Source organism: Allosalinactinospora lopnorensis (assembly GCF_000981225.1).
In the GTDB taxonomy this organism is placed as follows: domain Bacteria; phylum Actinomycetota; class Actinomycetes; order Streptosporangiales; family Streptosporangiaceae; genus Allosalinactinospora; species Allosalinactinospora lopnorensis.
Genome location: NZ_LAJC01000001.1, coordinates 62,472 through 85,495, shown reverse-complemented (window position 1 = coordinate 85,495; position 23,024 = coordinate 62,472). Strand labels below are relative to the sequence as shown.

Annotated in this window: 25 protein-coding genes and 1 pseudogene; 15 read left to right on the top strand and 11 right to left on the bottom strand. The window is 70.4% G+C overall.

The window, feature by feature from the left end:
* Positions 1 to 150: 150 nt before the first annotated feature.
* The 7 genes from lepB to VS93_RS00360 all read left to right on the top strand — a co-directional run bounded on the left by lepB (position 151) and on the right by VS93_RS00360 (position 5,991).
* Positions 151 to 996, top strand: a complete 846-nt coding sequence (gene lepB, locus VS93_RS00390; protein ID WP_046468135.1) for a signal peptidase I — start codon at positions 151 to 153, stop codon at positions 994 to 996.
* A gap of 136 nt (positions 997 to 1,132) precedes the next feature.
* Complete coding sequence (locus tag VS93_RS00385; protein WP_046468134.1) at positions 1,133 to 1,465, top strand: DUF2469 domain-containing protein; 333 nt, start codon at positions 1,133 to 1,135, stop codon at positions 1,463 to 1,465.
* 166 nt (positions 1,466 to 1,631) lie between these two features.
* Positions 1,632 to 2,012, top strand: coding sequence for a YraN family protein (locus VS93_RS00380; protein ID WP_046468027.1), 381 nt, complete (start codon positions 1,632 to 1,634; stop codon positions 2,010 to 2,012).
* Entirely contained in the window at positions 2,013 to 3,536 is a 1,524-nt protein-coding gene (locus VS93_RS00375) for a YifB family Mg chelatase-like AAA ATPase (protein ID WP_046468026.1), read from the top strand.
* Positions 3,533 to 4,672: a DNA-processing protein DprA gene (dprA, locus tag VS93_RS00370; protein ID WP_046468025.1), complete on the top strand. Its 1,140-nt coding sequence runs from the start codon at positions 3,533 to 3,535 to the stop codon at positions 4,670 to 4,672. The genes VS93_RS00375 and dprA overlap by 4 nt, the downstream gene beginning before the upstream one ends.
* Positions 4,673 to 4,702: 30 nt before the next feature.
* A complete protein-coding gene (locus tag VS93_RS00365) occupies positions 4,703 to 5,080 on the top strand; it encodes a RidA family protein (RefSeq protein WP_046468024.1) in 378 nt (125 codons plus the stop codon).
* Positions 5,077 to 5,991, top strand: a complete 915-nt coding sequence (locus VS93_RS00360; RefSeq protein WP_046468023.1) for a tyrosine recombinase XerC — start codon at positions 5,077 to 5,079, stop codon at positions 5,989 to 5,991. The genes VS93_RS00365 and VS93_RS00360 overlap by 4 nt, the downstream gene beginning before the upstream one ends.
* Here VS93_RS00360 and VS93_RS00355 read toward each other — a convergent pair.
* Positions 5,905 to 6,525, bottom strand: a complete 621-nt coding sequence (locus VS93_RS00355; RefSeq protein WP_082126511.1) for a M23 family metallopeptidase — start codon at positions 6,523 to 6,525, stop codon at positions 5,905 to 5,907. The genes VS93_RS00360 and VS93_RS00355 overlap by 87 nt on opposite strands.
* Before the next feature lie 326 nt (positions 6,526 to 6,851).
* Here VS93_RS00355 and rpsB point away from each other — a divergent pair, with 326 nt between their 5' ends.
* From rpsB to VS93_RS00330, 5 genes and pseudogenes are all read left to right on the top strand, one after another.
* Positions 6,852 to 7,760 carry a 30S ribosomal protein S2 gene (gene rpsB, locus VS93_RS00350; RefSeq protein WP_046468022.1) on the top strand — a complete coding sequence of 303 codons (909 nt, stop codon included), beginning with the start codon at positions 6,852 to 6,854 and terminating at the stop codon, positions 7,758 to 7,760.
* 102 nt (positions 7,761 to 7,862) lie between these two features.
* The gene (gene tsf / locus VS93_RS00345; protein WP_046468021.1) at positions 7,863 to 8,699 is read left to right on the top strand and encodes a translation elongation factor Ts; all 837 of its coding nucleotides are present in this window, start codon (positions 7,863 to 7,865) and stop codon (positions 8,697 to 8,699) included.
* A gap of 132 nt (positions 8,700 to 8,831) precedes the next feature.
* On the top strand, positions 8,832 to 9,599 hold the full coding sequence (pyrH, locus tag VS93_RS00340; protein WP_046468020.1) for a UMP kinase: 768 nt from the start codon (positions 8,832 to 8,834) through the stop codon (positions 9,597 to 9,599).
* A gap of 51 nt (positions 9,600 to 9,650) precedes the next feature.
* Entirely contained in the window at positions 9,651 to 10,208 is a 558-nt protein-coding gene (gene frr, locus VS93_RS00335; RefSeq protein WP_046468019.1) for a ribosome recycling factor, read from the top strand.
* A gap of 53 nt (positions 10,209 to 10,261) precedes the next feature.
* Positions 10,262 to 11,214 (top strand): annotated as a pseudogene (locus VS93_RS00330) (phosphatidate cytidylyltransferase).
* A gap of 185 nt (positions 11,215 to 11,399) precedes the next feature.
* Here the strand turns inward: VS93_RS00330 and VS93_RS00325 are convergent.
* The 7 genes from VS93_RS00325 to VS93_RS00295 form a co-directional block, all read right to left on the bottom strand.
* Positions 11,400 to 11,987 (bottom strand): TetR/AcrR family transcriptional regulator, encoded by a 588-nt coding sequence (locus VS93_RS00325; RefSeq protein WP_046468018.1) that lies wholly within the window; start codon positions 11,985 to 11,987, stop codon positions 11,400 to 11,402.
* Positions 11,980 to 12,801: an alpha/beta fold hydrolase gene (locus VS93_RS00320; protein ID WP_046468017.1), complete on the bottom strand. Its 822-nt coding sequence runs from the start codon at positions 12,799 to 12,801 to the stop codon at positions 11,980 to 11,982. The genes VS93_RS00325 and VS93_RS00320 overlap by 8 nt, the downstream gene beginning before the upstream one ends.
* 102 nt (positions 12,802 to 12,903) lie before the next feature.
* Positions 12,904 to 13,752: an SDR family oxidoreductase gene (locus VS93_RS00315; RefSeq protein WP_046468016.1), complete on the bottom strand. Its 849-nt coding sequence runs from the start codon at positions 13,750 to 13,752 to the stop codon at positions 12,904 to 12,906.
* A 302-nt stretch (positions 13,753 to 14,054) separates the two neighbouring features.
* Positions 14,055 to 14,462 (bottom strand): type II toxin-antitoxin system VapC family toxin, encoded by a 408-nt coding sequence (locus tag VS93_RS00310; RefSeq protein WP_046468015.1) that lies wholly within the window; start codon positions 14,460 to 14,462, stop codon positions 14,055 to 14,057.
* A complete protein-coding gene (locus VS93_RS00305) occupies positions 14,455 to 14,706 on the bottom strand; it encodes a type II toxin-antitoxin system Phd/YefM family antitoxin (protein ID WP_046468014.1) in 252 nt (83 codons plus the stop codon). Before VS93_RS00305 ends, VS93_RS00310 begins: the two co-directional genes overlap by 8 nt.
* A 354-nt stretch (positions 14,707 to 15,060) precedes the next feature.
* Positions 15,061 to 15,318, bottom strand: a complete 258-nt coding sequence (locus VS93_RS00300) for a hypothetical protein (protein WP_046468013.1) — start codon at positions 15,316 to 15,318, stop codon at positions 15,061 to 15,063.
* Positions 15,319 to 15,414: 96 nt separating this feature from the next.
* A complete protein-coding gene (locus tag VS93_RS00295) occupies positions 15,415 to 16,509 on the bottom strand; it encodes a suppressor of fused domain protein (RefSeq protein WP_046468012.1) in 1,095 nt (364 codons plus the stop codon).
* Between the two features lie 184 nt (positions 16,510 to 16,693).
* Between VS93_RS00295 and rlmN the strand changes: the two genes are divergently transcribed.
* A complete protein-coding gene (gene rlmN, locus VS93_RS00290) occupies positions 16,694 to 17,791 on the top strand; it encodes a 23S rRNA (adenine(2503)-C(2))-methyltransferase RlmN (RefSeq protein WP_046468011.1) in 1,098 nt (365 codons plus the stop codon).
* A gap of 36 nt (positions 17,792 to 17,827) precedes the next feature.
* Positions 17,828 to 18,301: a VTT domain-containing protein gene (locus tag VS93_RS00285; protein ID WP_046468010.1), complete on the top strand. Its 474-nt coding sequence runs from the start codon at positions 17,828 to 17,830 to the stop codon at positions 18,299 to 18,301.
* A gap of 69 nt (positions 18,302 to 18,370) precedes the next feature.
* On the opposite strand, the gene VS93_RS00280 is transcribed toward VS93_RS00285, so the two are convergent.
* On the bottom strand, positions 18,371 to 19,981 hold the full coding sequence (locus VS93_RS00280) for a PucR family transcriptional regulator (protein ID WP_046468009.1): 1,611 nt from the start codon (positions 19,979 to 19,981) through the stop codon (positions 18,371 to 18,373).
* 220 nt (positions 19,982 to 20,201) lie between these two features.
* Here VS93_RS00280 and VS93_RS00275 point away from each other — a divergent pair, with 220 nt between their 5' ends.
* Positions 20,202 to 21,500 (top strand): aspartate aminotransferase family protein, encoded by a 1,299-nt coding sequence (locus VS93_RS00275; RefSeq protein ID WP_046468008.1) that lies wholly within the window; start codon positions 20,202 to 20,204, stop codon positions 21,498 to 21,500.
* Positions 21,501 to 21,701: 201 nt separating this feature from the next.
* Here VS93_RS00275 and VS93_RS00270 read toward each other — a convergent pair whose 3' ends face one another.
* Positions 21,702 to 21,944: a hypothetical protein gene (locus VS93_RS00270; RefSeq protein ID WP_046468007.1), complete on the bottom strand. Its 243-nt coding sequence runs from the start codon at positions 21,942 to 21,944 to the stop codon at positions 21,702 to 21,704.
* Positions 21,945 to 22,169: 225 nt separating this feature from the next.
* Positions 22,170 to 22,967 carry a carbon-nitrogen hydrolase family protein gene (locus tag VS93_RS00265; protein WP_046468006.1) on the bottom strand — a complete coding sequence of 266 codons (798 nt, stop codon included), beginning with the start codon at positions 22,965 to 22,967 and terminating at the stop codon, positions 22,170 to 22,172.
* Positions 22,968 to 23,024 lie beyond the last annotated feature (57 nt).

Below are 23,024 nucleotides of genomic sequence, written 5' to 3'. Positions count from 1 at the left end.
GCTCTGCAGCGAGCGGTCCGCCCGAGAACACTGGCTCCCTCATGTCCCGACGTGGGGGAGCCATCGGTATGTGGGGCTCTGTCGTGCGCGGAACAGTGTTTCGAGACGGGGGAATCGGTGGGCACGGCTGAGGAGAGCGCGGACGACAAGATGAGTGCAAAAAAGAGCGCCAAGAGCGAGAAACAGGGGTCCTTCTGGAAAGAACTCCCCATTCTGATCGTGATCGCGCTGGTCTTGGCTTTCGTCATCAAGACCTGGGTCGTCCAGGCGTTCTACATTCCCTCGAAATCGATGGAGAACACCCTGCTCATCGGCGACCGGGTCCTCGTCAACAAGGTCGTCTACCAGATCCGCGACATCGAGCGCGGTGAACTCGTGGTGTTCAACGGAACGGGCTCCTGGGACGAGGAGGACGCCGTCACCGTGCAGGAGGCGAGCAACCCGGTCTCCCAGGGTTTCACATGGGTGGGTCAGCAGCTCGGCGTGGCTCCCACCGGCAAGGACTACATCAAGCGCGTGATCGGTGTGCCGGGCGACACGGTCGAGTGCTGCGACTCCGAGAACCGCGTCCTGGTCAACGGCGAACCGCTCGACGAAACGTATCTCTACCCGGGAAGCCAGAGCACCCACAGCGAGTTCGGTCCGGTGGAGGTCCCCAAGGGCCGACTGTGGCTCATGGGCGACCACCGGGAGATCTCCTACGACTCCCGGCTGCACCAGAACGATCCCGGCGAGGGAAGCGTCGCCGAGGAGAGCGTGGTGGGCCGGGCGTTCGTGCTCGTCTGGCCGCTGAACCGGATCGACGTGCTCTCCGTCCCCGAGACGTACTCCTCGCTCGAGGAGCGGACCGGCGATACCGCCGCGGCGGGGCTGCCGCTCATGCTCGGGGCCGTCGCCGCGGTCCCGGTGCATCGTGGCGGCCGCCGCCTCCGGAACCGTCTCCGCTCCGTGCGCGGAGCGGACGACCGTTCCCGGCCACTGGCCGGGAACGGTTGACACAGTGGCGCATGATGGAATCTGTAGCGGGTTGATCCTCGCTCGAAGAGAGTGGCCACATCCCACGCTGGGAAGACCGAACGGGTGAGGGGGCCGGACCGCCGAACCGGGAGTGCACGACGAAAGCGAGCACGAGATGAGTTCTGAGGACCTGGAGAAGTACGAGGCCGACATGGAGCTGCAGCTCTACCGCGAGTATCGCGATGTCGTCGGCCTGTTCAGCTACGTGGTGGAGACCGAGCGCCGCTTCTACCTCACCAACCACGTGGACCTGCAGCCGCGCACCACGGACAACGGCGAGATGTACTTCGAGGTCACGATGGAGGACGCCTGGGTCTGGGACATGTACCGGCCGGCGAGGTTCGTCAGGAACGTGCGCGTCGTGACGTTCAAGGACGTCAACGTCGAAGAGATCACCAAGGCCGATCTCGAGGTCCCCTCCGCCGGCGGTCCGGGGGACGAGAGCTGACCCACTCCCCGATCATCGCTGATCCGCCGCCGGCGTCCTGACGGACGCCGCCCGGCCCCGGTGCCTGCCGCGGTTCGCGTCTGTGCACTGTCCGTCCACAGGCGCGAAACCGCGGTAGCACCGCCCCGGATCACCGTCGCACCTTGGTGTGCGGAGGTGATCGTCCATGATGACCGACGCCCGGGCATGGGTACGGCGCCGGGAGGCCCTCGGCCGGCACGGAGAAGAGCTGGCCGCGGCCTATCTGGTACGCGCGGGGATGCGTATCCTGGCGCGCAATTGGCGGTGCGCAGCGGGCGAGATCGATATCGTCGCCCGCCACGGCGGTACGCTCGTCATCGCCGAGGTCAAAACGCGCGCGAGTCTGCGTTTCGGTACGCCGCTCGAGGCGGTGAGCCGCGGGAAACGGCAGCGACTGCGCAGGCTGGCCCGGCTCTGGGCCGCGGAGAACGCGACCGGCGGAGTGCGCACGCGCATCGACGCCGTGGCCGTGCTGGTGTTCCCGGGAGGCCGCAGCTACATCAAGCACCGGCGCGGGGTGGCCTAGATGGGACTCGCGCGCGCCAGGTCCGTCGCCCTGCTCGGGGTCGACGGACACACTGTGGAGGTCGAGGCGCACCTCGGCGGCGGCCCGGCTGGACTGACCCTCGTCGGCCTGCCCGATACCGCCGTGCGCGAGGCCCGCGACCGCATCCGCGCGGCCGTGGTCAACAGCGGCGAGTCCTGGCCCGACGACCACATCACGGTCAGCCTTTCACCGGCCAGCCTGCCCAAGCGCGGCAGCGGTTTCGACCTCGCCATCGCCGCGGCCGTCATGGGAGCCAGCGGCGCCGTCCCCGTGGGGACCCTGCACAACGCCGTGTTCCTGGCCGAAGTCGGCCTTGACGGCCGTACCCGGCCCATTGCCGGCGTGCTGCCCGCGGTCCTGGCCGGCGCGCGCGGCGGGCACAGCACGTTCGTGGTGGCGCGGGGAAACGCCACCGAGGCCCGGCTCGTTCCCGACGTCGAGGTGCTGGCGGTCGCCTCCCTCAGCGAGTTGTTCGCGCGGCTTCGGGGCGAGCTCGTGGACGAGCCGCTCTTCGATGACGAGGAAGAGCCAACGGCCCCGCGCACCGGACCGCGTCCCGATCTCGCCGATGTCCTCGGTCAGCCCGTCGCCCGGAGGGCCGTCGAGATCGCCGCGGCCGGCGGGCACAACCTGATGCTCCTCGGCCCGCCGGGCACCGGCAAGAGCCTGCTGGCCGAGCGTCTCCCGACCGTCCTTCCTCCCCTCAGCATGGCGGAGTCCATAGAGGTCACCGCCGTGCATTCGGTCGCGGGCGCCCTTCCCAAAGGTGCGCCGCTCATCACCGAGCCGCCGTTCTGCGCGCCGCACCACACCGCCACCCGCGCGGCGATCGTCGGGGGCGGCAGCAACCGGCTGCGCCCCGGCTGCGTCTCGCTGGCACACCGCGGCGCGCTGTTCGTGGACGAGGCTCCCGAGTTCGGCCGAGGCGTCCTCGACTCGCTGCGCCAGCCACTGGAGACCGGGGAGGTGATCGTGGCGCGTTCCGCCGCCACCGTGTGCTTTCCGGCGCGTTTCCTGCTGGTCCTGGCCGCGAACCCGTGCCCCTGCGGCAAGCCGGGCAGCGCCTGCACCTGTTCGTCGCTGCAGCGCCGGCGGTATCTGGCCCGCCTTTCGGGGCCGCTGCTCGACCGGGTGGACCTCAAGGTCGAACTGCAACCGGTGACGCGCGCCGAACTGCTGGCCGACCAGGCATTCGCCGAGGCGTCCGAGACCGTGGCCACCCGCGTTTCCCAGGCCAGGGAGCGCTCCGCCAGGCGGCTCTCCGGTACACCGTGGTCCACCAACGCAGAGATCCCCGGCGCTGAGCTGCGCCGCCGATTCCCGGTCTCCGAGCCGGCGCTGCGGCCCCTGGGCACGGCCATGGAGCGGGGCGAGATCAGCGCTCGGGGGGTCGACCGGACGCTCAGAGTAGCGTGGAGCCTGGCCGATCTGGCGGGACGGTCCCGGCCCGGGGCGGACGACACGGCCTACGCCTTCGCCCTCTGGTCGGGACGAGCTCAATGACCGGCCCGCTGGTGCCCGCTGAGGAGCCGTCGCGAGACGCGGTGGCGCGCGCGTGCCTGACCGCCACGGTCACCCCGGCCGATCCCCTCCTGGGAGCCATGCTCGCCGAACGCGGCGCGGCCGCCGTCTGGGAGGCGCTGCGTTCGGGAGACGACCTGCCGGTCGGGTCCGCACACGGCCGCGACACCGCGCGACTCGGACGCTGGCGGGCCCGCGCCGCCGCCATTGACGCCGACGCGCTGCTGACCCGCGCTGCCGATCTGGGGATACGGCTGGTCACCCCGGGCGATCCGGAATGGCCGGGCCAGCTGGACCAGCTGCACGAGCAGCGCCCCTACGCGCTGTGGGTGCGCGGGGCGCACGATCTGCGCAACGCCTGCCTGCGCTCGGTGGCCATGGTGGGTGCGCGGGCGGCCACCGGGTACGGACTGCATGTCGCCGGCGAGCTGGCCAGCGGGCTTGCGGGACGGTCGTGGGCGATCGTGTCCGGCGGCGCCTACGGTATCGACGCGGCGTCGCACCGCGGAGCGCTCGCCGGCGGTACGCCGACCGTCGCCGTCCTGGCCTGCGGCCTCGACAGGGACTACCCGCGCGGACACGAGAACCTCTTCGCCGACATCGCCGTCCGCGGCACGCTCGTCAGCGAGCATCCCATAGGAGTCCGGCCCACCCGGCATGGTTTTCTGGTCCGCAACCGGCTGATCGCCGCGCTCACTCCGGGAACCGTCGTCGTCGAGGCGGGGCTGCGCAGCGGCGCGCTGAACACCGCCGGACACGCTCTGGAACTCCACCGGGCGCTCATGGCGGTTCCCGGGCCCGTCACCTCGGCGCTGTCAGCCGGGTGCCACCGGCTGCTGCGCGATTGGCAGGCCGTCTGCGTCACCGATGCTGCGGACGTCGCCGAGCAGGTCGGCCATATCGGCGCCGACCTGCGCCCCGGTGTGGCCTGTGATCGGCTCGACGTCGAGGCCCGGCGGGTGCTGGCGGCCGTGCCGGAGCGTTCGGGAGCCGGGGCCGCCGCCATCGCCGGCGCCGCGAACCTCGGGCTCGACTCCGCGCTGCGCTGCCTCGGTCTGCTCGCGGCCGGCGGGTTCGTGGAGCGAAGCCCCGCGGGGTGGCGCGTCAGGGGACGGTAGCGGCGCGGCGGCCGAGGGTAGGGTAACGCCATGACGAAGACCCACAGTGACGCGATCGTGGTGGACGGACCGCTGATATTCGTCTCCGGTCAGGTGCCCGACGCCTCCGACGGCAGTGTGGCCGCGTGGGACGCCGCGGAACAGACCCGCCAGGTCTTCCACAATCTCGAGAAGGTCCTCGCGCAGCACGGGGCCGACCTGCGGCACCTCGTCAAGCTCACCTACTACCTCCGCCACATCTCCGACCTTGGGGTGGTCCAGGAGGTGCTGCAGGAGTTCCTGGTGCACCAGCCGCGCCCGACCGCGACGCTGGTCGAGGTCGCGGGCTTCGTCGACGCCCGCTATCTCATGGAGCTCGACGCCGTGGCGAGGCTGCCCCGCGACGACCGTTCCGCCCCGGCGACATGAGCGGATCCAGAGCCGGCTCCCGGGCGGAGGACGAGCACGCGGATGTCCTCCTGGATTTCCGACGCCATCTGGAGTCCGAACTGGGGCGCTCCCCGCATACGGTCCGCGGCTATCTCGGTGATCTGCGTTCCCTGCTGGCCTACCTCAGCGAGGCGGCCGCGGGCATCGACGGCATCGACGTCAACGTGCTGCGCGGGTGGCTCTCCCGGCTGCACGACAGTGGAGCAAGCCGTGCCACGATGGCACGGCGCATCGCCGCGGCCAGGGTTTTCACCGCGTTCCTGTACCGCAGGGGCCGGTTGGAAACCGATCCGGGCCCGCTGGTCGCCTCCCCCAAGCAGCACCGCTCCCTGCCTTCGGTACTCGGCGAAGAGCAGGCGGTAGCGGCACTCGACGAGAGCGCGGTCGGTGTCAGCTCCCCCGCGGCGCTGCGGCGGGCGGCCGTGGCCGAGATCCTCTACGCCACCGGCATCCGCGTGGCGGAGCTCTGCGGGCTCGACCTTGACGACGTCGACCGCGAACGCCACACCCTGCGGGTGCGCGGTAAGGGCGGGAAGGAGCGCGTAGTGCCCGTCGGCACTCCCGCGCTGGCGGCGCTTGACCGCTGGTTGCGCGACGGCCGCCCGCACTGGAGCACGTCCGCCAGCGGCACGGCGGTCTTCCTCGGCACGCGCGGCGGGCGGCTGGGCACCCGTTCTGCACGCCGTGACGTGCACGAGGTGGTGGGCGACGGCACCTCGCCGCACGGACTGCGGCACAGTGCCGCCACGCACCTGCTCAACGGGGGAGCCGATCTGCGCAGTGTCCAGGAGGTTCTGGGGCACTCATCTCTGCGGAGCACCCAGATCTACACGCACGTCTCGATCGACCGCCTCACCGAGACCTACAACCGCTCCCATCCCCGCGCCTGATGAACGGGGCCGGGCGGCGCCTCGGCCCCGGACCGGAAGCAGCCGGACCTCTCCCGCGCCGAGCAGGGACAGGGGATCGAGATAGGTGCGGTCGCGCAGCAGACCCCAATGCAGGCAGGAACGGGCGCCGCAATGCCGGGGCGCAGCGGCCACGGTGCCGATCGGGTCGCCGGCGCCGATCTCCGTACCACGTGCGATCTCCGCCCGCACCGGAACGTAGGTGGTGCGCAGTTCGCCGTGGCGGATGCTCACCGCGGCGGTTCCCGCCACGTTCCCGGCGAAGGCCACCCGCCCAGGGGCGGGGGCGAGCACCGTATCGCCCGGCTCGGCCGCGAGATCGACTCCCCGGTGGCCGGGGAGCCAGCGCTGCGCCGGAGGGGCGAACTCGCGGATCACCTCCGGCTCGCCGCTGAGCGGCCGGCGCCACGGGCCGTCGTCGGCCGGGGCGGGGGCCGGCCCGGCGAGTACGGTCGGTACCAGCACGAGCAGGGCGAGCAGTGTCCGGGGCCGGTGCCGGAGGAGTGCTGTTCCCATGTCTTCGAGCTTGATCGGTGCCGAAGCGCGCGGCCAGCCGGACCACCGTCCTGTGGATGCCGGAGGGGAACCCGTCCGGCGTCTTCGAGCGGTTCGGCGGACATGCTTGACATCTCATGACGGTGACGTTTAAAGGGGCGCGGTGATACCGCCGGGCCGGTTAGAATCTGCTGTGGCCCGTATGGGCCCTACAACTACGCACGTCCTCGCGACTTCCTTCGGGAAGGGGCCGTTCCTTCGGTCCGCACCGCGGTGCGGCGGACCGGCCGGGGCGTCAGGAACAACCGAGGCGGAACGCGTTCCGCCGCTTCAAGGAGGACCTAGTCATGGCCACAGTCGTGACGATCCGTCAGCTGCTCGAGAGCGGCGTCCACTTCGGACACCAGACCCGTCGCTGGAACCCGAAGATGCGGCGCTTCATCTTCACCGAGCGCAACGGCATCTACATCATCGACCTGCAGAAGTCGCTGGCCTACATCGACCGCGCCTACGAGTTCGTCAAGGAGACGGTCGCCCACGGTGGCAGCATCCTCTTCGTCGGTACGAAGAAGCAGGCGCAGGAGGCCATCGACGAGCAGGCCCGCCGCGTCGGTATGCCGTTCGTGAACCAGCGGTGGCTCGGTGGCATGCTCACCAACTTCTCGACCGTGCACCGGCGGCTGCAGCGGCTCAAGGAGCTCGAGGAGATCGACTTCGACGACGTCGCCGGGTCGAGCCTGACCAAGAAGGAGCTGCTCGGTCTGCGCCGCGAGAAGGAGAAGCTCGAGCGCACCCTCGGTGGCATCCGCGACATGGCCCGCGTGCCCAGCGCCGTGTGGATCGTGGACACCAAGAAGGAGCACATCGCGATCAGCGAGGCCCGGAAGCTGAACATCCCGGTCGTGGCCATCCTGGACACCAACTGCGACCCTGACGAGGTCGACTACCCGATTCCGGGTAACGACGACGCGATTCGCAGTGTCAGCCTGCTCACCCGGGTCGTCGCCGAGGCCGTGGCCGACGGGCTCCTCGCCCGCTCCGGTGCCTCCGCCAGCGAGGAGAAGACCACCGAGGAACCGCTCGCCGAGTGGGAGCGGGAGCTCCTGGAGGGCAAGGCCGAGAGCGAAGCCCCGGCCGAGGCCAAGGCCGAGGCGACTGGTGCGGAGGCCCCCGCCGAGGCCCCTGAGGCCCCCGCCGAGGCCCCTGAGGCCGCCGCCGCGTCGGCCGCGGACGCCGAGGCCCCGAAGGAAGCCTGAACCGGGCTGCGACCGGCCCTCCGCGAAGGGGAGTATCCCGGCAGGCGCGGAGGGCCCTTTGAGACCTGTCGACCCATTCCTAGGGAAATTAGAGACACAGTTATGGCGAACTACACCGCCGCCGATGTCAAGAAGCTGCGCGACCTTACGGGCGCCGGCATGATGGCCTGTAAGAAGGCGCTGGAGGAATCGGCGGGCGACTTCGACAAGGCCGTGGAGGTCCTGCGCGTCAAGGGCGCCAAGGACGTCGGCAAGCGCGCCGAGCGCACCGCCGCCAACGGCCTGGTCGCGCTCAAGCAGGAGGACGAGACCTCCGCGGCCCTGGTCGAGCTCAACTGCGAGACGGACTTCGTCGCCAAGAACGAGAAGTTCCAGCAGCTCGCCGCTGACATCGCCGACTTCGTGGCCCGCACCGGTCCCACTGACACCGCGACGCTGCTCACCTCGGAGTACGCCGACGGCAAGACCGTGCAGCAGGTCGTCGAGGAGCACAGCGCCGTCATCGGTGAGAAACTGGAGCTGCGCCGCTTCGCCCGCTATGAGGGCGGCTACGTCGCGAGCTACCTGCACAAGTCCGACCCCGACCTGCCGCCGACCATGGGCGTGCTCGTCGAGCTGGACAAGGCCGATGCCGAGGTCGGCAAGGACCTCGCCCAGCAGATCGCCGCGCTCGCTCCGAGGTACGTCTCCAAGGACGACGTCCCTGAGGACGTCGTGGAGAGCGAGCGCCGCATCGCCGAGGCCACGGCCCGCGAGGAGGGCAAGCCGGAACAGGCGCTGCCCAAGATCATCGAAGGTCGCGTCAACGGTTTCTTCAAGGACGCGACGCTGCTCGGCCAGCCGTTCGTGAAGGACAACAAGAAGACCATCGAGAAGGTGGTCAGCGAGGCCGGCGTCACTGTCCGCCGTTTCGTCCGCTTCAAGGTCGGCCAGTCCTAGACCTTTGACATGATGGAGGTGCCGGGGGTTTTCCCCGGCACCTTCGGTGGATAAAGGCGGGGTTCGGCCGGGAACCGGGTGGGCCTCGCACCGCTGTACCACTCGGGGGAACGGAGAAGGAGGCCGAGCGCCGTGTCGGAGAACGAGGGGCATGCAGAGGCCAACGACCCGCCCATGCACGATTCGGGGTGGGGACGTGTTGTCCTGAAGCTGTCGGGGGAGGCCTTTGCCGGCGGTGAGCAGTTAGGCATCGATCCCGGGGTCGTGGAGTACATCGCGGCGGCGGTCGCGGACGCCGTGTCCGAGAGCATCGAGGTCGCAGTGGTCGTCGGCGGCGGGAACATGTTCCGCGGCCAGGCGATGTCCGAAGGCGGGATGGAACGCGGCCGCGCCGACTACATGGGGATGCTGGGCACCGTCATCAACTGTCTGGCGCTGCAGGACTTCCTGGAGCGGCTCGGTGTCGAGACCCGCGTGCAGACGTCCATCCACATGAGCCAGGTCGCCGAGGCCTACATCCCGCGCCGGGCCGTGCGGCACCTGGAGAAAGGGCGCGTGGTCATCTTCGGCGCCGGGCTAGGGGCGCCCTTCTTCTCCACCGACACCACGGCGGCCCAGCGAGCGCTGGAGATCGGTGCACAGGCGGTCCTGAAGGGTACGCAGGTCGATGGGGTCTATGACTCCGATCCGCGGCGCAATCCGCACGCGGTCAAATTCGACCGGCTCGACTACAACGAAGTGCTCACTCGGGGTCTGAAGGTCATGGACGCCACCGCGGTGAGCCTGTGCATGGACAACGGTCTGCCGATCGTCGTCTTCGACCTCATGGGGAAGGGCAACATCGTCCGCGCCACGCGAGGCGAGAAGATCGGCACCATCGTGTGCCCGGCGGACAGCTGACCCCGCGCGCAGACCTCGAACCGACGCAGCAAGCGACTCACGGGAGCCGACATGATCGAAGAGACACTCCTCGAAGCCGAGGAGAAGATGGAGAAGGCAGTCGGGGTCGCCAAGGAGGACTTCGCCGCGATCCGCACGGGACGTCCGGGACCCGCGACGTTCAACAAGATCACGGCTGAGTACTACGGCGCCCAGACTCCCATCAACCAGCTCGCGTCGTTCGCCGTTCCGGAACCGCGCATGGTGGTCGTCTCGCCTTTCGACAAGAACTCGGCGCAGGCCATCGAGAAGGCCATCCGCGACAGCGATCTCGGTGTCAACCCGGCCAACGACGGCAACGTGATCCGGGTGGTGTTCCCGGACCTGTCCGAGGAGCGCCGCAAAGAGTACATCAAGGTCGTGCGGAGCAAGGCCGAGGACGGCAAGGTCTCGATCCGCAACATTCGCCGGCACGCGAAGGACGCGCTGGACAAGGCGGTGAAGGGCGGCGAGATCGGCGAGGACGAAGGCCATCGCGCCCAGGATGAACTGGACGAGCTCACCCACAAGTACGTAGGGGAGATCGACGAGCTGCTGAAGCACAAGGAATCGGAACTACTCGAGGTCTGATTCCCTTGTTGAACTCCGAATCGGCCCCTGACGCCGAAGGCGGGCGCCGGCCGGTGCCCGGCGAGTCCGCCGGGGGCGCCGACGCGCCGGAACAGCCGCTGGACCCGCCACCGGAGGCGGCGGGTGAGGGTGGCGGGGCCGGGCGGCGCGAAAGCGCGAATGAGAAGCAGCGATTCATCCTGCACAAGCCCGGGGGCGAACCGATCCGTACCGGCCGTAACCTGCCGCTGGCCATCGGCTCGGGAGTGGTGCTCGGGGCGCTGGTCCTGGTCTCGATCTACCCGTTCCCGGCGGCGTTCGTCGCGATCACGTCCGCGGCGGTGTTTCTCGGGCTGCGCGAGCTGAGCCGGGCGGTCGCCGGCCAGGGCACAGCGCTGGTGCTGCCGCCGCTCCTGGCGGGCGGTGTGGCGATGCAGGTGTGCGCGTACTTCGGCGGTCCCGCCTGGCTCGTGGGGGCGACCGCGATCACCGCGATCGTCGTCCTCTCGTGGCGGTTGCGGGCGGGGGCCGAGGGGTATGTCCGCGACGCCGCGGCGAACCTTTTCGCCTTGCTGTACCTGCCGTTCCTCCTGGGCACCTGGCAGCTGCTGATCGCCACTCCAGGCGACGGCCAGGAGCGGCTCATCGCGTTCATCGTCGTGACGATCAGCAGCGACATCGGAGGCTATTTCGCGGGGATCATCGCGGGCCGGCACAAGATGGCCCCGGTCATCAGCCGAACAAGACGTGGGAGGGTTTCGCCGGTTCGGTTCTGGGCTGCATGCTGGCCGGAGCTCTCACGGTCGAACTGATGCTGGGCGGCCCGGCATGGGCGGGTGTGCTGCTCGGTGCCGCGGTGGTGCTGGCCGCCACCATGGGCGACCTGGTCGAGTCGCTGATCAAGCGGGATCTGGGCATGAAGGACATGGGCCGCTTCATGCCGGGGCACGGCGGACTGCTCGACCGCGTCGACTCCCTGCTCATTGCGGGCCCGGTCGCCTGGGTGGTGCTGACCCTGCTGGTGTAGGCCGAGGGCGCGATCGGGGTGCCGCTCCGGTCCGGCGGGCGCGCTGGCTGGAGGCGGCCTCCAGGCGGATGCGTTTGTTCCCTGGGACTCCCACGTCCGGCCCGGTTTCTCCCCGTGCCCCGCGCCGCGGTACCCGCTCGGGGCGCGGCCCTATGCGCCCATGCTCCTCCACGGGCGCGGGGTGTTCAACCGCCCGCCTCAGGTGCGGACCGCGGCCAGTCCCGCAGGGCCCTGATGAGCGCTTCGACGAGTATCCGGTAGCTGTGCTCCGTGCTCTGCGGCAGGCCGAAGCCGCCGCGGGCCTCCAGTTCCACGAACCCGTGCAGGGCGCTGCGCAGCGCCCTGATCGCGTCGATGGCGTCGCTGTCGGGGAGGCCGAACCCGCGCATGACCGAGACCATGGCCTCCACTCCCACGTAGAACGCGGCCGATGCCTCCTCGTCCTGGGGGGAGGGTGCCCGTTGCAGCGCCGCGTAACGGCCGGGGTGTGTGCGGGCGTACTCGCGGTAGGCGGTGGCGACCGCGCGCAGGGCGTCGTCGTGGGAGCGGCCCATCGCGGCGCGGCCCAGCCGTTCCCCGAACTCCCGCGCGCACCGGACCGCTACCTCGCGGCGGAGCCCCTCCACCCCCCGGACGTGCTTGTACAGGCTCGGTACCGCGACGCCGACACGTTTGGCGACCGCGGCCAGCGAGAGCCGGTCGAAGCCTTCCTCATCGGCGATCCGTGCGGCCTCCTCGGCCAGCACCGCGGGGGTCAGCCCGGCCCTAGGCACCGTGCGCCCGGCCTACCGAGTCGGCGAGAGCGAGCACCGCGGGCACCACGAGATCGGGCCGCTGCGCCTGGGGGTAGTGGCCGCTCTCGGGGACGATCAGCTCACGGGCGCCGAGCCGTCCGGTCATCCAGTTCGCCTCGGCGACGGGTTCGGACCAGTCGGGGTCCTGTTCCCCCATGATCACCAGTGCCGGGGCCGCGACGTCGTCCAGGCGGGCCGGGACCGGGTGGAAGGAGTTGCCGATGGTGCTGACGATGGCCCGGTAGCGGTCCCGCGGGCGCAGGTGGGCGCGGATCGCCGCGATGTGGTCGGCGTGGTCGTCGGCCGTGCGCCCGGTGAATAGTCCCCCGATGTACCTCAGGACGAAGGCCGGACCCCACGGGCGCAGGAACATCGCCTGGAAGGCGAGCCGCCGGGCGGTCCCCAGCCCCTCGCCGCGCAGGAACGCGCCGAGCAGGACGACACCGGACACCAGGTCTGGCCGGGTCGCCGCGACCCAGGCCGTCGCGGTCGCGCCCAACGAGTTGCCGACGACCAGCGCGGGGCCGCCGCCGAGCTCCTCGATGAGCGCGGCGACGTCGCCGGCCGTGGCGAGGGTGCTGTAGTCGCCGAAGGTGGTGTCGCTGTCGCCGTGCCCGCGCAGGTCCATCGCCGCTACGCGGTACCCGGCCTCGGCGAGGGGCGGCCCCAGGTGCCGATAGGTGGAGCGGACGTCGACCATGCCGGGCACGCAGACGACGAGCGGCCCGGTGGCGTCCTCCGCGTCGTAGAGGTCGTAGGCGATCCGGCCCTCAGGGCGGTTGAGAAGGTGCATGGCCGTTCCCTCCTGTGAATGGGATTAGCTTTAAAGCTAATCCCATTAGCTTCAGCGGTCAAGGGGGCCGGACCGCAATGGCCGCGGGCCCGCGGGCGAGAGTCAGCGGAAGTCGCCGGCGTGGTCGGCGACCCACTGGTGATAGGTGCGCGCGGGCGAGCCGGTGATCCGGTCCGCGGGGCTGACCGGCTCCTCGCGGCCACCGGTCCCGCTTTCGGCGTGCGCGTCGAGGATGCCGTCCACGACGTCGGCCGGCCACCCGGCGCCGAGCATCTCCTGGCGCACGGCCTCGGCCGGGACCTCCTCCAGGCGCAGCGGGCGCTCCAGCACCTTGCCGATGATCCGCACCCGCTCGGCCGTGTTCAGCACCTCCGTGCCGGTCACCTCGTACTTCTTCCCGTCGTGACCGCCGGTGGTGAGCGTGTGCACCGCCACCGCCGCCAGGTCGGCCTCGTGAACGACCGCCCGCGCGCCCGCCGCGAACGGGGCGTGGACCACGTCCCCGCTGCGGATCTGCTCAGCCCACTGCAGGTCGTTGCTTGCGAACCCGCCGCCCCGGACGAAGGTCCAGCGCAACCCCGAGTTCCGGATGAGCCGTTCGAGATCGGCGTGGAACCGGTTGATCGGGTCGGCCTGCTGGTCCGCGGTTTCGTCCACGCCCGTCGACGACAGGTAGACGACGCGCCGGGCGTGCCCGCCGATCACCTCCAGCACAGCGGGCGCCCCCTCGCTGCTGAGGAAGGGCCATACCAGGAAGACGTCCTCCACTCCCTCAAGCGCCGTGTGCAGCGACGGCGGATCCGACAGGTCGCCGCGGACGATCTCGGTGCCGCCGGGGAGGTGTGCCGAGGCCGGATCGCGCGCCAGCGCGCGGAACCGCGCGCCCGACTCGCGCAGCTGCCGGACGACCTGCCCGCCGACCTTGCCGGTGGCTCCGATGACCAGGATCATGCTGTCTCCCTCACAGGTGTTCTGCGTGCCTGGGACAACGGAACATCCTCAACCAAGGTTGATGTCAAGCCTCCGCCCGCCGGTCCCGCTCACCTGCGGGCCGGTGCCCTTGCGCCGCGGCTGCACAGGGTGCCGGCCGTGGTGAGCGCGGAGGCGAGGAAGGTGCGGGCACGGTGACGGGGCGGTCCACGGAGGTCGGCGCCGTCCTCTACGGAAACACACATCGGGACGTGTCAGCGGACCTTAGACCAGGCTCCTGACTTGTTTACTCGAGCCCAGACGCGCGGTCTGCAGCCGAAGCGTCAGAGGGCGACGACGTCGAGGAACGCTTCGAGTCCTTTGAAGTCCTCAGGGTTGCGCGTGTAGAGGGGGAACCCGTGGGTGATGGAGATGGAGGCGATCTGCAGGTCGGCCACCCGCTTGCGCGGTTTGCGGCCGGCCGCCAGTACCAGTGCGGCGACCGAGCCGTATGCTCGGGCGGCCTCCGTGTCGAAGGGAAGAGGTGCGAAAGTCGACTCGATCCACTGCAACCGGAGTTGGCGCTGTGCCCGCTTGAGCGGATCGTTCGTCGTGTGCAGTCCCGCGGACAGCTCTGCCAGCGTGATCGCGCTGATGGCGAACTCGTCCGGGAGCCTGTCACCGAGCGCCTGAAAGTCGACGATGACGGAGGTGTCGAGCAGTCCGCGGCTGACCTGGGCTGAATCAGTCACGGTAGGGCTCCGGATCGAACAGCTCGTCGAGCTCGGCGTGGAGCCCCCGGCCGTCGACCGGGGGCAGGTGAGCGGTGGCGCGCAGGGCCTCCTCCTTGGAGACGAAGGTCCGTTTGCTCAACGGGCGCAGCTCCGCCATGGGTGTCCCATTCCGGGTCACGATGAACGTCTCTCCGTTGGCGGCGGCCTGCAGGATCGCACCGCTGTCGTTGCGCAACTCGCGCTGGTTGATCTCTTTGGCCATGCTTCCAGAGTAGTACTCTGTGCGACAGAGTGCTACGAAGATACTTATACTCTACGGCTCCAGCGCAGAAAGGGTCACCGTCCGGCGCCGAAGTACATCAGGGTGCGTCCGGCGGCCAGTGCGCGGAAGTCGCGGTGCCGCAATGGAGCGGTGATAGGGGTGTGCTCGCCGGGGGAGGTCACCGTTTCCCTCGGGGGAGCCTGGAGGCGGGGGCGGGCATGGTGCCGACGATGTACCGGACCGAACCGGCGGTCAAAGGATTTTCCGGGGGCGGAGCGCCCCGCGGACGAGCCCGGACCGGCGCCCGCACCGTTCCGGCCGCCGCTTACGGGATGCGCCGCACGTGGGCGGCCGTCAGCTTCCCGGGAGGCCGTCCCGCACGTTCCACAGCGTCACGGTCCCCACCGTGAAGACGATGAACAGCACCGTGTACTTCACCCTGCGCAGTTCGAACACCACCCGGCTCGGCTCCACCGCCTCCGGGTCGCGGTACTGCCATTTCGTCAGCACCCACGACAGCCGCGGATGGACGATGTTGACCAGGAAGAACAGATTCGCCGCGACGAGCAGGGCGAGAAGGACGAAGTACAGGGAATCCAGCGACTCGAACACGGGAACCTCGATGGGGGTATGAGCGGGAGCACTGTGCCCCGTATAGCATGCGTTCGCGGCACGGGCATCCCGACCGGAGAGTGCTCGCCTCCGCCGCTACGAGTGCGGCCCCGCCAGCACCCAGCTCCGGCCTTCGGCCGCGAGCTTGTCGATGAGGGTCGCCGCGTCGTGCTCCTTGGCGAAGAGGTGCTCGGGACGGGTTATGGGGACGACCCACAGCCACTGCACCGGGTCGCCGTGGAAGGTGAGGCCCGAGGTGTCGGGCGGGATGCGGGCGCCGCCGGAGAGCGGCGCGGGGTCGGCCACGAGCAGGACCGCCGTGCTCTCCCCGCGCATGACCGTGTCCTCGTTGTTGTCCAGCCACTTGACGCTGTGCCCGGGGCCGAACCAGGTCACCGCGCGCCACGGGAACGCGCCGATCCACCGGAAGATCCGGGCCGCCAGGTGCGCGGGCATGGTCGTGGCCAGCCCGAGCTCGATCCGGGCGAAGGAGGAGGCGTCGGCCATGTAGCGGTCGAGTGTGGGCATGCGCTGGCCGCACATGCCGACCGTGCTGAGGACGGTGAACGGGCGTCCGGTCCGGGGCGGGTGCTCTGAGACGCGGACAAGGGGGGCGTGGCCGTCGGAGACGTCCCAGTAGTGCCCCGCCGTGCCGACCTTGCGGGTGAGGTGGTTGTACACGGTGCGCTGCACGCTGCGCCAGGCGTTGGGCGAGGCCCTCCAGTTCCAGTACGCCTCGGCGTGCACCACTCGCGGCCACAACTGGGCCTCCACAGTGTCGAGCTCCCACGCGTACGGGCTGCGGCCGATCGCGTCGCGCGTGTAGCCGGGAAGTCCGCTGTCGGCCTCGGCCCAGCCGGGGATGATGGCAAGGGGAGTGTCACCGTCGAGCAAGGCCACTCCGTCGCCCTCCTCGAACCACACGGCGCGCAGCCGGTCGGTGTCGAACCGGGTGCGGCCGTGCGGGTGCTTGGTGTGCGCGGCGGGCATGAGCGGGGCCCGCCCGTGGTATAGGCCGGTGGGGTCACTGGTTTCGGGCGCGACCTCGTGGTTGGCCAGCCACACCGGGACGCGGACCTCGCCGCGGGCGTCGAGCAGGTAGGCGGCGGTGGTGCGGGTGTCGCACTCGACGACCACGCGGCGGCTACGGTAGGGGCTGATCTGGTCGAGGAGGACGCGAGTCCCAGCCAACCTGCCCTCCTTCTCGGATCGTCGTCCAGCGAACGGTGCCGACCGCGTGCCGCATAGTATGAGCGGTGCGCCTTAACGGTCGGCACCGCGGCGTAAACGTGTACTGGTCATATAGAACCCCAAATTATCGCGCATCGCCGATTTCGTCGCCGTTTTCACCCTCGTCCGCCCACCTTGGATCCCGATGCCTGCCGAGCTCACCTTCGCCGCCCCGAACCGGGCCAAGCCGCCCCGCCACCTCGCCGACCTCAGCGCCGAGGAGCGCCGCACCGTGGTCACGGAGCTCGGGGAGAAGCCGTTCCGTGCCAAGCAGCTCGCCCAGCATTACTTCGGTCACCTGGAGTCCGATACCTCGGCCATGACCGACCTGCCCGCCGGCTCGCGGGAACGTCTCCAAGAGGCGCTGCTGCCCACACTGCTCACCCCCGTGCGGCACATCACCTGCGACAACGGCATGACCCGCAAGACCCTGTGGAAGGCGTTCGACGGGGTGATGTTCGAGTCGGTCCTCATGCGCTACCCGGACCGGGTGACACTGTGCGTTTCGTCGCAGGCCGGGTGCGGGATGAACTGCCCGTTCTGCGCCACCGGACAGAACGGGCTCACCCGCAACCTGTCCACCGCGGAGATCGTGGACCAGGTGGTCTCCAGCGCGCGCGACCTCGCCCGCGGCGAGGTCGCCGGCGGCCCCGGGCGCATCGGCAACATCGTCTTCATGGGGATGGGGGAACCGCTGGCCAACTACCGGCGGGTACTGGAGTCGGTACGCCGGATGACCGATCCCGTGCCAGGCGGGCTGGGCATCTCCCAGCGGGGCGTCACCGTCTCCACTGTCGGTCTCGTCCCGGCGATCGAGAAGCTGACCGCCGAGCGTATGCAGGTCCGGCTGGCCATCTCACTGCACGCGCCCGATGACGAACTGCGCGACGAGCTCGTGCCAGTCAACACGCGCTGGAAGGTCTCCGAGGTGCTGGACGCGGCGTGGTCCTACGCCGCGAGCACCGGCCGCAGGGTCTCCGTCGAGTACGCGCTGATCCGCGACATCAACGACCAGGCGTGGCGTGCCGACCTGCTCGGCGAGCTGTTGTCCGGGAATCTGGTGCACGTCAACCTGATCCCCCTCAACCCCACCCCCGGCTCGAAGTGGACGGCCTCGCGGCCCGAGGACGAGCGGGAGTTCGTGCGCCGGCTGGAGTCGCACGGGGTGTCGGTCACCGTCCGCGACACCCGCGGCCAGGAGATCGACGGGGCCTGCGGCCAGCTCGCGGCCGCCGAGAAGTAGCCCTCGGGCGCCCCCGCCCCCACCGGAAGGGCCGCAGTGATCGAGACCGCCGCCGCGTTCCTGGTCGGACTGGCCTCCGCCCTACTGCCGATCATCAATGTGGAGATCTACCTGGTGGGCGCGGCGGCGGTGGGGGGCGACGGAGCGCTGTTCGCGATGGCGCTGGCGGCCGGCGTCGGCCAGACGCTCGGCAAGATCGCCTACTACTACCTGGGGAAGGGAACGCTCGACATCGCCTGGCTGCACCGGAAGGCGGGCCGCACCGGCCGCTGGACCGAGTGGTTGGCCCGATGGCGGGCCAAGGCCGAAGGGCGCCCGTGGTCGACGGCGGGGCTGGTGGCCGTCAGCTCCTTCTCCAGCATCCCGCCATTCATGGTCATCTGCGTCCTGGCGGGCGCCGTCCGGGTTCCCCTGCTGACCTTCGTCCTGGTCACGCTGGCGACCCGGACGGCGCGGTTCCTGCTTCTGGTCTACGCGCCGGGCGCGGCCATGGGGCTGCTGCCCGGTTGACGGCGGTGGTGTCCGAGTCTGCCGACCGGAGAGGCCCGTTTCCAGCGGCCCGTCCCGCTCCCGGTCCGGTCAGCTCTGGAGCCGGTCGCGCACCGAATCCAGGGAGAGCAGTGCCACGTGCAGCGACAGGCAGGTTTCCACGGACTCCAGATCGGCGTCCAGCACATGCGAGATCCGCCGCAGCCGCTCGTAGAACGCCGGCCGGGACAGGTGCGCGGTGGAGGCGGCCAGCGCCTTGTTCCGGCCCGCTGCGAGGTAGCGGCGCAGCATCTCGGTGAGGTCGCTGCCGTGGCGGGCGTCGTAGGCCAGCAGCGGGCCGAGTTCGCGCTCCACGTAGGTCTGCAGCCGCTCGTCGTCGCGGAAGAGGTGCAGCAGACCCCGCAGGCGCAGGTCGGGCAGGCGGTAGAACGGGCGGTGGTCGGTCTGGTGCACCGCGACGTCGCCCACTTGGCGGGCCTCCAGGAAGGAGCGGCGCACCTCCCGGATGTCGTCCGTGCGGGAGCCGACGGCGAGCACCGGCCCGGCGCCGACGCGTTCGCGGATGCGGTCGGCGAGCCGGTGCAGGCAGGAGTCCGGGTCCTCCTGGGCCGGGGGTGCGAGCAGGATGCCGACCCGGACGTCGTCCAGGGAGCCGACCAGCGCGGGCAGCCGCAGTTCGCGGCAGGCGCGTGCGGCGCCCTCGGCGGTGTCGGCCAGCCGCGCCTGGGCGGCCAGGCCCGTCCCGTCCGTCCGCAGCCGCAGGACCAGGCCGATGAGCTGCCGCCCGGCCAGGGGGACGCCGACCGCGCGGGCCCGCACCAGAGCCTCCTCGGGGTCGGAGTAGCTGCGGTCGACGATCCCGGCGATGATCGTGCGGTGCGTCTGGCGTTCCAGGCTCTCCTGGTGGCGTTCGAGCAGCCGGCCGAGCGCCAGGGTCGTGGCGGCGCGCTCCACCAGCATGGTCAGCCGGGGAGTGGGGGAGGCGCCGCAGATCAGGATGAGCCGCCCCCAGTCCTGGCCCCGCGCGCCCACCGTTGTGATCAGCCAGCCCGCGGCGGGGTCGTGCACGGTGCGCTGGCCGGTCCGCGCCGCACGCGATCGGCTCTCCCAGGAGGTCAGCAGGATCCCGGGCTCCTCCCCGTTGAGGTCGCAGGCGAGCACCTGGTGCGTGAGGTTCTCCAGGACCGCGGGGCAGCCGGAGAGCCGCGCGATCTCCCGCAGTACTCGCGCCGGCTGCGCCCCGTCCACCGACAACCGGGTGAAGACCTCGTGCAGCTGCTCGGATTCGCGCAGCTCCTCCAGTTGCTCGTTGACCACCCGGACGTGTACCGCCTCGGTGATCTCGACGAACCGTGCTTCGCGGTCCAGCGAGATCACCGGGATACGGGCCTCGCGGGCCGCGCCCAGAAGTGCTTCGGGCAGATCGGAGTGGTACTTGCGGCCCAGCTCGACCGCGATGCCGCTGACACCCACGGCCGCGAGGTCGTCGACATAGCGCCGCAGCGCCGCGGATTCGTCGGGCATCGCGATGCCGGTGGTCAGGACCAGCTCCCCGCCGCGGAGAAGGTGCGCCAGGTCCGTGACCTCGGCTATGTGCACCCAGCGCACCGCGACGTCGAGATGGTCCGACCCCACCACGACCCGGGGACGCGCCCGCTGAAGGGCGGGCAGCCGGAGCACATCGGCGAGCGTAGGCAGCACGTGACCAGTGTAGATCGCTCTGTCAGGCAGGGTGCCCTGCGACTTTACAGGGTGCCAAGGGGCGCACCCGGTCGGCGCCCGCGGTGCGGTCACGGTCCGCGCGGCCGGTGCCCGGCCGCCGGCCGTGTACCGGTGATTCTGATAACCCGTTAAACGGACACTCCCGATATCGACAGCGTGAGGCTGGCGACGGAGCGCCGCGGCGGGTGAGACTGAGACCATGTCGGATCTGCTCGCTCGTCACCACGCTGTCATGCCCTCGTGGCTCTCCCTCTACTACGAAAACCCTGTTGAGCCGGTCAGTGCCAAAGGGGCCCGGGTCACCGACGCCGACGGCCGGACCTACCTCGACTTCTTCTGCGGGATCGTCACCACCATGCTCGGCTACGACGTCGCCGAGGTCCGCGAGGCGGTCGAGCGCCAGCTCGCCCGCGGCATCGTGCACACCTCCACCCTTTACCTGATCCGCGGCCAGGTGGAGCTCGCCGAGAAGATCGCCGGCCTCTCCGGGATCCCGGACGCCAAGGTGTTCTTCACCAACTCCGGGACCGAGGCCAACGAGACCGCGCTGCTGCTGGCGACCTGCGCGCGCGGCAGCGACCAGGTTCTGGCCATGCGCAACAGCTACCACGGGCGCTCCTACGGCACGATCGCGGTCACCGGCAACCGCGGCTGGAAGAACTCTTCGCTGTCCCCGCTCAACGTGCACTATCTGCACGGCACCGACCGCGATGCCCCGGCCTTCCGGGGCATGTCCGACGCCGGGTACATCGACGCCTGCGTCGCCGACCTGCGCGACGTGCTCGCCACCGCCGCGGCGCCCGATGTCGCCTGCCTGATCGCCGAGCCGGTCCAGGGCGTCGGCGGGTTCGCGATGGCCCCTGACGGCTTGCTCGCCGCCTACAAGGAGGTGCTCGACGAGCACGGCATCCTGTTCATCTCCGACGAGGTGCAGACGGGCTGGGGGCGGACCGGATCCAGCTTCTGGGGGATCGGCAACCACGGTGTCACCCCTGACGCCATGACCTTCGCCAAGGGGCTCGGCAACGGTTTCGCCGTGGGCGGGCTGGTCGCCCGCGGCGAGCTGATGGACGGGCTCACGGCCAAGGGGGTGTCCACCTTCGGCGGCAACCCGATCGCCATGGCCGCCGCCGGCGCCACTCTCGACTACGTCCTCGACCATGACCTGCAGAGCAACGCCGCCCGCCTGGGTGCGACGCTGATCGGCGGGTTGCGGCCCCTCACCGAGCTGAGCACCGTTGGCGCCGTGCGCGGCAAGGGTCTGATGTTCGCCGTCGAGATGGTCGAGCCCGGTACCGGGGCGCCCGCTCCCGCGCTCGCCACGGCCGTCATGGGGCGGGCGCGCGAGCGCGGCCTGCTGGTGGGCAAGGGCGGGCTGCACGACAACGCCCTGCGCATGTCCCCGCCTCTGACACTCACCGAGGAGGACGCCCGGGAGGGGCTGGACATCCTGACCGATGCCATCACCGCGGTGCACACCGAGGCGACCAAGGGCTGAGACGGGGGTGGATGCCGGTGCTCGTGCGGGGGCCGGTCCGGGAGCGGTTTCGGTGCTGCCGCGGAGGGGGCGTTCGCTGCTGGAGGCGGGCGCCGTCCGCCGAGATGCTCCGGCGCTGCTCTCCGGCTCTTTTACCGGCACCGAAGCGGCTCGCGGAGCCGCTTCGGTGCGCGGATCAGGCGGCGCGGGCGGGCGCCGCCCTCAATGGGCCGCCAGCGCGTGCTCCGCGGACCGCGCCATGTGCGACGCGATGATGTCGGCGCACTCGCGGCACCCGTAGACCCTGGTGCCGTCGGGCAGTTCCCCCAGCGGCGTGCGAGGCCGCGGCCATTTCGCGTGGCAGATCGCGCAGGCATCCCCCATGCACTGCACGCTGCTCAGCGACCCTGGATCGAAGATGTAGATGTCGGTTGTGTCGGCATTTGCTGTGCTTGGCTGGCACATTATGCTCAGACCGCTCAACGTCCTTGCTCCCCCCGTGGTTTAGGACAGTGTGGCGGGCCGTAAAGTTATCGGCTCTTTATTGAATCAGATGCCGTGGGAAGCCGAAACGGCCTTGACCGATTTTTGTAACTCACAGCTCGGAGATGGCAACCCAGGGTAGTCGGACGTCGATGGTGCGCAGCCGGTCCGGCGCGGCTTGTCGCGACATTCCCGGAATCGGGAGCGCTAGTTCGGGACGACGGTGAACCGGCGCAGGCGCAGGGCGGGGTTCTTCGTCCGCACCTCGGCCACACGCTTCGCCGAGATCCGGGCGACCGCAACGCCGGTCTCCTCGCCCAGCGCCGCTATGCGGACGCCCATAGGGTCGATGACCATGCTGTTCCCGGCGCCGGTCGGAGCGTTCTGCCCCGCAGCGGCGATGTAGATGGTGTTCTCGATCGCGCGCGCCCGCGCGAGCGTGACCCAGTGGTCCTCCTTCAGCGGGCCGGGCACCCACTCCGCGCCGAGTAGCAGCACATCGGCGCCGGCATCCACGATCCGCCGTGTCACTTCGGGAAAACGCAGGTCATAGCAGGTCTGCAGGCCGAACGTCAGGCCCTCGACGGTGAAGGTCTGCGGGGGCTCTATCTCCCCCGGTCGCACGACCTCCGACTCGGTCGCACCGAAAGCGTCGTACAGGTGCAGTTTCCGGTAGGAGGCCGTGACCTCGCCGCGGGGGTCGATGGCGACGAAGGTGTTGAGAAAGTGCCCGGAACCGGGCAGCGCCTCGTTCACGCCGGCGGCGACGTGCACCCCGTGGTCGCGGGCGAGCCGGGCGAGCCCGGCGGTGAAAGGGCCGTCCAGGGGTTCGGCCGCCTCGACGAACCGGTGATCGACGCGGGGCGCGGTGAACATCGCGTATTCGGGCAGCAGCACCACGTGCGCGCCGTTCCCGGCGGCCTCGGTCACGAGCTCGCCCGCTGCGGCGAGGTTGGCCAGCTTGTCCTCGCCCGGTGCGAATTGGCCGACTGCGACGTGCACCATGGTCCCTCCTTCGGCGCCCGACTCCCACCCTAGGGCGGGCGGGCGGTACGGCCCGCG